This is a genomic window from Bradyrhizobium sp. Crot121, from assembly GCF_059512385.1.
In genome coordinates this window covers 127,306-134,964 of sequence record NZ_JCAMOR010000019.1, presented here as the reverse complement: position 1 = coordinate 134,964, position 7,659 = coordinate 127,306, and the positions used below count along the sequence as shown (strand labels likewise).

Genomic DNA, 7,659 nt, shown 5'->3' with positions numbered 1-7,659 from the left:
GCTCGCCCGCCAGAATGCGGCGGACCGCTTCGAGCTTGAACTCTCGGCTGAAAACACGGGGAGATTTGTTGGGCATACGTTCTCCGTTAGAGAACTGTCCCTAATTTCCCGTGTCTCACTTTTGGGGGGCACTCCAGAGACTTATCCCGGATTACGCTGCGCTCCATCCGGGCTACAAGTCCGCTTCGCGGGTACGACACCGAGGTGGTGGCTACAACATGCTCGGCAGCACGCGATCCGGCGGCTTGTGGTTGTCGAGGAAGGTGCGGATGTTGATGATTACCTTCTCGCCCATCTCGACGCGGCCCTCGATGGTGGCCGAGCCCATATGCGGCAGCAGCGTCACCTTGCCCGCCTTGGCGAGCCGCACCAGCTTCGGATTGACCGCAGGCTCGTGCTCATAGACGTCGAGGCCGGCGCCGCCGATCTCTCCGGCTTCGATCAGCTTGACCAGCGCGTCCTCGTCGATCACCTCGCCGCGCGCGGTGTTGACGATATAGGCCTCCTTGCGGATCAGCTTCAGCCGCCGCGCGGAAAGCAGGTGGAAGGTCGCAGGCGTATGCGGACAGTTCACCGAGAGGATGTCCATCCGCGCCAGCATCTGGTCGAGGCTTTCCCAATAGGTGGCGCCAAGCTCGTCGGCGATGCGCGGCGCCACCGGGCGGCGGTTGTGATAATGGATCTGCAGGCCAAAGGCGCGGGCGCGGCGCGCGACCGCCTGGCCGATGCGGCCCATGCCGATGATGCCGAGCCGTTTTCCGCCGATGCGATGGCCGAGCATCCAGGTCGGCGACCAGCCCGGCCAGTGCTTGCCTTCGGTCAGGATCGAGGCGCCCTCGATCATCCGTCTCGGCACCGCCAGGATCAGCGCCATGGTCATGTCGGCGGTATCTTCGGTCAGCACCTTCGGCGTGTTGGTCACGGTGATGCCGCGCGCGTGCGCCGCCGTGACGTCGATATTGTCGACGCCGTTGCCGAAATTGGCGATCAGCCGCAGCTTGGATTCACCCTGGTTGAGAACGTCCTCGCGGATCAGGTCGGTGACGGTCGGCACAAGCACGTCAGCGGTGCGCACGGCTTCCGCGATCTGCTCCGACGTCATCGGGGTGTCGTCGAGATTGAGCCTTGCGTCGAATAATTCGCGCATCCGGGTCTCGATCGAATCCGGCAGCTTGCGGGTGACGACGACGAGAGGCTTCTTCTTAACCGACATGTTCTGCTCTCATGAGGCTTCGGCCCGTCAAAGGCTTCGCCGTTCAGGCCTCATTAACCCGGTTGTTCGAAACTGCGGTTGCTGCGCGGTCCCGGCGTTTCCTTCACGTTTCCCTAGGTTCCCCGATGATTGCCTCGGGTTTCCAAGGAAAAGTCGGGCGTTCTGGTTCTCAACGTTCCGTCCTCTCTAGCAGAAGACCGGGCCAACACAAGAACCCCTCGGCAAGACGGGCTGGGGCATCGACGCGCGGCGCAAGGGTCTGGGGTTCTGGGCGTTCACCGGTTCAACTCGCAGAACTTGAGTTGGCGTTCTCAGTAGGAGACGAGTTGATGGCGTTGGGGCGGTTGAGTTGGTTGGCGATGCTGGTTGGGTGCATGCTCGGCACCTCGGTATCTCCAGGACATTCGGCCAAGGATGCAAGTCCGACCACCAGCGGCCTGCCGATACCCCGTTACGTCAGCCTCAAGTCCGATCATGTGAACGTCCGCGCCGGCCCGACCAAGGACAATGACGTCGCTTGGGTCTATACCCGTTCCGGCCTGCCGGTCGAAATCACCGCCGAGTTCGAGAACTGGCGCCGGGTGCGCGATTCCGAAGGCGCCGAAGGCTGGGTCTATCATTCGCTGCTGTCGGGCCGCCGCACTGCGGTCGTCACGATGAAGCACAAGGACGACCTGGCGTCGCTCTACGATCGTCCGGATGCGACGAGCGCGGTCGCTGCGCGGCTGCAGGCCGGCGTCATCGCGCAGGTGAGGAAATGCGCCAATAGCTGGTGCCGCGTCACCGGCAACGGCTTCGACGGCTGGATCGAGCAGCAGCGCCTGTGGGGCGTCTACGCCGACGAGAAGGTGGACTGAATTTTACGGTGTCGTCCCGGCCAAGCCAACGGGTCGCGCGAACGATGACGGGCTCCGCGCGAGCCGGGACCCATACCGCGTGATCTCGCAATAACGCGCTGCCGGAAGACGCCGCTCTCAAACAACGAAAATTCGCGGTTATGGGTCCCGGATCAAGCCCGGGACGACAGCTACGTGGCGCTCAGCGCCTCTTGCGCAGCCGCACGACCATATCGATGCGCGCGATCTCGTAGCCTTCAGGGATATCCGGCATCTTGGAGAGCACCAGATGCGGGTCGGGAATGTCGACCAGCTCGTGGTTGTTCTCGAGGTAGAAATGGTGATGCGCGGTGACGTTGGTGTCGAAATAGGTCTTGGTGCCGTCGACGCTGACCTGGCGCAGCAGGCCCGCATCGGTGAGCTGGTTCAGCGTGTTGTAGACGGTGGCCAGCGACACCGGAACCTTCGCGAGCGTCGCCTCCTCGTAAAGCATTTCTGCGGTCAGATGGCGGGCACCCTTGCCGAACAGGAGCCAGCCCAGCGCCATGCGCTGACGGGTCGGCCGAAGGCCTGCCGCCTGCAGCATTTCATTGACGTCATGCCATGGGCAACCGGTCAGCGCCGGCTGATGACCGGGGCCGCGGGCGATCTGACTAGCGTCATCGCTCACATGCGGAACTTCGTCGCTCATATGCACTCTAGACACCTAACTCGGGCAATATTCCAAAGACTATAAGAAGGAAATCCTTCAGATGCAAGTTTCTCGCAACTGGGGCCGGCGAAGTCGGCCCGACCGGAACCCTCTGGGGATGCAGCAATTTAACCCATTCCGACACTTTGCCGCGCCTTCATGCCTATGTTACAGAGCGCGCGGACCACATATGCGAATTCGGTAGAGACGCCGTTCGCACCCAAGGTAGCGCCGCGTTGCGGGGAATCTTGTCCCGCCGGGGAAACGGTCCGGTTCGTTCGAGAGCGCTTCACCGGGACATTGAGGAGAGTGGAAAGAGGATGCTGGAACGGCGCAGCGGTTATGAGTACGAGGATTTGCTGGCGTGCGGCAGGGGCGAGATGTTCGGTCCCGGTAATGCCCAGTTGCCGTTGCCGCCGATGCTGATGTTCGACCGCATCAGCGAGATCTCCGAGACCGGTGGCGAGTTCGGCAAGGGACTGGTGCGCGCCGAGCTCGATGTGAAACCGGATCTCTGGTTCTTCGGCTGCCACTTCAAGAACGATCCCGTCATGCCCGGCTGTCTCGGCCTGGATGCGATGTGGCAGATGGTCGGCTTTTACCTCGGCTGGATCGGCGGCGAAGGACGCGGGCGGGCGCTCGGTCTTGGCGAGCTGAAGTTCGGCGGCCAAGTTCTGCCGAATGTGCGCAAGGTTGTGTACAACGTAGATATTAAGCGCGTGATGCGCTCGAGGCTGGTGCTCGGCATTGCCGATGGCTGGCTTTCCATGGATGGCGAGATTATTTATCGCGCGAAGGATTTGAAGGTTGGGCTGTTCAAGCAGGGCACGGCCCCGGCGTGACCGAAACCATCGCACAGAAAACTAACGGCAGGGCGAGGCGATCATGAGGCGGGTTGTCATCACCGGGATGGGCATTGTCTCGTCCATCGGAAACAACACCCAGGAAGTGCTTGCGAGCCTTCACGAGGCGAAGTCCGGGATTTCCCGAGCGGAGAAATACGCCGAGCTCGGCTTCCGTTCGCAGGTGCAAGGCGCGCCGACGCTCAAGCCGGCTGAGGTGATCGATCGCCGCGCGATGCGGTTTCTGGCCGACGGTGCGGCATGGAATCACGTGGCGATGGAGCAGGCGATCCGCGATGCCGGGCTCGAGGCGGACGAAGTCTCCAACGAGCGCACCGGAATCATCATGGGTTCGGGCGGGCCGTCGACGCGGACCCTCGTCGAGGCCGCCGACATCGCGCGCACCAAGGGCCCCAAGCGGGTCGGTCCGTTCGCGGTTCCCAAGGGCATGTCGTCGACCGCTTCCGCAACGCTTGCGACCTGGTTCAAGATCAAGGGCGTGAACTATTCGATCTCCTCGGCCTGCGCGACGTCTAACCACTGCATCGGCAATGCCTCCGAGATCATCCAGATGGGCAAGCAGGACGTGATCTTCGCCGGCGGCTGCGAGGAACTCGACTGGACGCTGTCGGTGCTGTTCGACGCCATGGGCGCGATGTCGTCGAAATATAACGATACGCCGGCCACCGCCTCTCGCCCCTACGACATCAACCGCGACGGTTTCGTCATCGCCGGCGGCGCCGGCGTCGTGGTGCTGGAAGAGCTGGAGCACGCCAAGGCGCGCGGTGCACGCATCTATGCCGAGATCGTCGGCTATGGCGCGACCTCCGACGGCTACGACATGGTGGCGCCCTCGGGCGAAGGTGCCGAGCGCTGCATGCGCATGGCGCTGTCGACGGTGAATACTCCGATCGATTACATCAATCCGCACGCGACCTCGACGCCTGCCGGCGATCCGCCGGAGATCGAGGCGATCCGCAAGGTGTTCGGCACCGGCGAGAAATGCCCGCCAATCTCAGCGACCAAGGCGCTGACCGGCCATTCGCTCGGCGCCACCGGCGTGCAGGAGGCGATCTATTCGCTTCTGATGATGAACAACGGCTTCATCTGCGAGAGCGCGCATATCACCGAGCTCGACCCTGTGTTCGCCGACATGCCGATCGTGCGCAAGCGCATCGACAATGCGAAGCTCGGCACCGTGTTGTCGAATTCGTTCGGCTTCGGCGGCACCAACGCGACGCTGGTGTTCAAGCGGCTGGATGCGTGAGATTGTTAGCCAGTTGACTGGCTGATTCACCGTCATGGCCGGGCTTCGTCCCGGCCATCCACGTCTTTGCCATAGGCGCCGAAAGCGCGTGGATTCCCGGGACAAGCCCGGGCATGACGAAGAAAGAGAGTGGTGAGTACGATGCAGGACCTGATGAAAGGCAAGCGCGGACTGATCATGGGCGTCGCCAATGATCATTCGATCGCCTGGGGCATTGCCAGGACGCTCCATGCGCAGGGCGCCGAGCTCGCCTTCACCTATCAGGGCGAGGCGCTCGGCAAGCGCGTCAAGCCGCTGGCGCAGTCGCTCGGCGTCGACACGGTGCTGCCCTGCGATGTCGAGGATCTCGCCAGCGTCGATGCGGTGTTCGCAGCCTTGCGCGAGAAATGGGGTCAGCTCGATTTCCTCGTCCATGCCGTCGCCTTCTCCGACAAGAACGAGCTGAAGGGCCGCTATGCGGACACCACGCGCGAGAACTTCTCGCGCACCATGCTGATCTCCTGCTTCTCCTTCACCGAACTGGCCAAGCGCGCAGCCGAGCTGATGCCGGAAAGCGGCGGCGCCATGATTACGCTGACCTTCGGCGGCTCGATGCGCGTGATGCCCAATTACAACGTGATGGGGGTCGCGAAGGCGGCGCTGGAAGCCTCGGTGCGCTATCTCGCCGCCGATTTCGGCTCCCGCGCCATCCGCATCAACGCGATTTCAGCGGGTCCGGTGCGCACGCTCGCCGGCTCGGGCATCGGCGATGCGCGTGCGATGTTCGCGTTCCAGCAGAAGCATTCGCCGCTCGGCCGCGGCGTGACGCTTGATGAGCTCGGCGGTTCTGCGCTCTATCTGCTGTCCGATCTCTCCGGCGGTGTCACCGGCGAAATCCATTACGTCGATTCCGGCTACAACGTGATCTCGATGCCGCGGCCGGAAGACCTGAAGGCGGAGTAGCTCGAAATCGTAGGGTGGGCAAAGCGAAGCGTGCCCACCTTCTCTTGCACCGATCGTGAATGGTGGGCACGCTGCGCTTTGCCCACCCTACAAGAGCTAACCCGCGGCAATCTTCTCCGCGCGCTGGAATGCCGGACGCGCGGTGCAACGATCGATATAGGCCTCGAAGGACGGCCGCGACGGCACCATCTTGAACAGCCGCACCGCATAGTTCAGGCCAGAGCCGACCACGATATCGGCGGCGGAAAAATCCTCGCCGAGAATCCACGGTCCCTTCTGCAGCTCGGTGTCGAGCACGTCGAACACCTGTGTCGCGGTGCCCCATGCGGCGGTGCTGGCGGGCACCTCGAGCTTGGTGAAGATCTGGATCAGCGCCGGCTCGATGCAGCTCGGCGCGAAGAACAGGTACTGCAGATATCGCCCGCGCTTCGGATCGTTCAGCGCCGGCGCGAGCTTCTTCTCCGGATAACGATCCGCAATATAGGCGCAGATCGCGGCAGCTTCGCCGAGCGCGACGTCGCCGTCCTTCAAGGCCGGCACCTTGCCCATCGGATTGACCTTCAGGAACTCCGGCGCCTTCTGCGCGCCGGTCGAGATGTCGGTCAGCACGCGCTTATACGGCAGTCCGGTTTCTTCCATCAGCCACAGGCAGGTGAACGAGCGCGAACGAGGCGACCAATAGAGCTGGATCATGGGGCTGAACCTTTCACGGGCGAAGACGCGTTCATCGCTCCGAACGCTTGCATTGGCAACGGCCAATTCTAGAGCGTTTTCGAGCGAAGTGGGCGCCGGTTCGCGTGAAGAAAATGCGTCAAAACAAGAGTCCAGAGCTTCGGTTCTGATTCAATCAGAACCGAAGCTCTGGGGCGCCGTGAAGGGAAGCTTGCTCATGAAGTTCGGCGGTGCAGCGAAGCGGCCGGAGACGATATCGCGCCCCCGCCCGCGTGAGACTGCTCTGTCGCGCGTGGACTACACGCCGAGCGTGCCTGCCTTTGCGGCCGCGTAGCGGTCGCCGATCGCCTTCCAGTTCACCGTGTTCCACCAGGCCTGCAGATAGTCAGGGCGGCGATTCTGGTAATGCAGATAGTAAGCGTGCTCCCAGACGTCGTTGCCGAACAGTGTGCGTTTGCCGTCCATCAGCGGGCTGTCCTGGTTCGGCCGGGTCTCGAGTGCGAGCTTGCCGTCCTTGGTCACGGTGACGAACACCCAGCCCGAACCGAACACGCGTCCGCCGGCCGCGTTGAAGTCGGTCCGTAGTTTCTCCATTCCGCCGAGATCGCGGTCGATCGCGGCGAGCACCTCGCCTTCCGGCTTGCCGCCATTCGGTCCCATGATCTGCCAGAACATGGTGTGGTTGGCGTGGCCGCCGAGATTGTTGCGGACGCCGGTGCGGACCGCCTCGGGCACGTTGTTCAGATTGGCGAGCACATCCGCGACGGGCTTTTCGGCGATCTGCGGATGATCTTTGGCGATCGCGTTGACGTTGTTCACATAGGCCTGGTGATGCTTGTCATGATGGATCTGCATCGTCAGCGCATCGATATGCGGCTCCAGCGCATTGGCGGGATAGGGCAGCGGATCCACCTTGAACGGACCGGCAGGCGGCTGGGCCGAGCCTTGCGCGAACGCCATTTGCGGCGAAGCGGCTGCGGCGACGAGGCCGGTTGCGGCCATCATCAGGCGGCGGCGGGACAGGAATGACATCGTGACCTCCGGGCTTAAGGAAAGCATGGTGTCTTATTGTAGGCGCAGGACGTGAAGCGGTTCCGACAAAGGTTGATCACGAAATCGCGGCCAAACCGCACATGGCCATCAGCCACGGTTGATTTGCAAAGCCCCACATAAACTTAGGGCGGCCGTCAAGGCCG

8 protein-coding genes are annotated in these 7,659 nt (G+C 62.8%); 4 read left to right on the top strand and 4 right to left on the bottom strand.

Annotated elements, in window-relative coordinates; translation table 11 throughout:
* Positions 1-211 precede the first annotated feature (211 nt).
* Positions 212-1,213: a 2-hydroxyacid dehydrogenase gene (locus AC5ZGW_RS18905; RefSeq protein WP_130227507.1), complete on the bottom strand. Its 1,002-nt coding sequence runs from the start codon at positions 1,211-1,213 to the stop codon at positions 212-214.
* Positions 1,214-1,542: 329 nt separating this feature from the next.
* Between AC5ZGW_RS18905 and AC5ZGW_RS18900 the strand changes: the two genes are divergently transcribed.
* Complete coding sequence (locus tag AC5ZGW_RS18900; protein WP_028167279.1) at positions 1,543-2,070, top strand: SH3 domain-containing protein; 528 nt, start codon at positions 1,543-1,545, stop codon at positions 2,068-2,070.
* 181 nt (positions 2,071-2,251) lie between these two features.
* Here the strand turns inward: AC5ZGW_RS18900 and irrA are convergent, their stop codons facing one another.
* Entirely contained in the window at positions 2,252-2,740 is a 489-nt protein-coding gene (gene irrA / locus AC5ZGW_RS18895; protein WP_028167278.1) for an iron response transcriptional regulator IrrA, read from the bottom strand.
* Between the two features lie 320 nt (positions 2,741-3,060).
* On the opposite strand from irrA, the gene fabA reads away from it, so the two are divergent.
* The 3 genes from fabA to fabI all read left to right on the top strand — a co-directional run bounded on the left by fabA (position 3,061) and on the right by fabI (position 5,791).
* The gene (gene fabA, locus AC5ZGW_RS18890) at positions 3,061-3,582 is read left to right on the top strand and encodes a 3-hydroxyacyl-[acyl-carrier-protein] dehydratase FabA (RefSeq protein WP_027580962.1); all 522 of its coding nucleotides are present in this window, start codon (positions 3,061-3,063) and stop codon (positions 3,580-3,582) included.
* A 43-nt stretch (positions 3,583-3,625) separates the two neighbouring features.
* Positions 3,626-4,849, top strand: coding sequence for a beta-ketoacyl-ACP synthase I (gene fabB / locus AC5ZGW_RS18885; RefSeq protein WP_130227506.1), 1,224 nt, complete (start codon positions 3,626-3,628; stop codon positions 4,847-4,849).
* Positions 4,850-4,990: 141 nt separating this feature from the next.
* Positions 4,991-5,791 (top strand): enoyl-ACP reductase FabI, encoded by an 801-nt coding sequence (gene fabI, locus AC5ZGW_RS18880; protein WP_130227508.1) that lies wholly within the window; start codon positions 4,991-4,993, stop codon positions 5,789-5,791.
* 96 nt (positions 5,792-5,887) lie between these two features.
* On the opposite strand, the gene AC5ZGW_RS18875 is transcribed toward fabI, so the two are convergent.
* Both AC5ZGW_RS18875 and AC5ZGW_RS18870 read right to left on the bottom strand, forming a co-directional pair.
* Positions 5,888-6,484 carry a glutathione S-transferase family protein gene (locus AC5ZGW_RS18875; RefSeq protein ID WP_130227505.1) on the bottom strand — a complete coding sequence of 199 codons (597 nt, stop codon included), beginning with the start codon at positions 6,482-6,484 and terminating at the stop codon, positions 5,888-5,890.
* A 276-nt stretch (positions 6,485-6,760) separates the two neighbouring features.
* The gene (locus AC5ZGW_RS18870) at positions 6,761-7,495 is read right to left on the bottom strand and encodes a superoxide dismutase (protein WP_130227503.1); all 735 of its coding nucleotides are present in this window, start codon (positions 7,493-7,495) and stop codon (positions 6,761-6,763) included.
* Positions 7,496-7,659 lie beyond the last annotated feature (164 nt).

What these genes read in the sequence shown, in the direction of transcription:
- AC5ZGW_RS18875 (WP_130227505.1), bottom strand. Translation starts at nt 6,484, where the DNA reads ATGATCCAGCTCTATTGGTCGCCTCGTTCGCGCTCGTTCACCTGCCTG.
- AC5ZGW_RS18900 (WP_028167279.1), top strand. Translation starts at nt 1,543, where the DNA reads ATGGCGTTGGGGCGGTTGAGTTGGTTGGCGATGCTGGTTGGGTGCATG.
- fabA (WP_027580962.1), top strand. Translation starts at nt 3,061, where the DNA reads ATGCTGGAACGGCGCAGCGGTTATGAGTACGAGGATTTGCTGGCGTGC.
- fabB (WP_130227506.1), top strand. Translation starts at nt 3,626, where the DNA reads ATGAGGCGGGTTGTCATCACCGGGATGGGCATTGTCTCGTCCATCGGA.
- AC5ZGW_RS18905 (WP_130227507.1), bottom strand. Translation starts at nt 1,213, where the DNA reads ATGTCGGTTAAGAAGAAGCCTCTCGTCGTCGTCACCCGCAAGCTGCCG.
- irrA (WP_028167278.1), bottom strand. Translation starts at nt 2,740, where the DNA reads ATGAGCGACGAAGTTCCGCATGTGAGCGATGACGCTAGTCAGATCGCC.
- AC5ZGW_RS18870 (WP_130227503.1), bottom strand. Translation starts at nt 7,495, where the DNA reads ATGTCATTCCTGTCCCGCCGCCGCCTGATGATGGCCGCAACCGGCCTC.
- fabI (WP_130227508.1), top strand. Translation starts at nt 4,991, where the DNA reads ATGCAGGACCTGATGAAAGGCAAGCGCGGACTGATCATGGGCGTCGCC.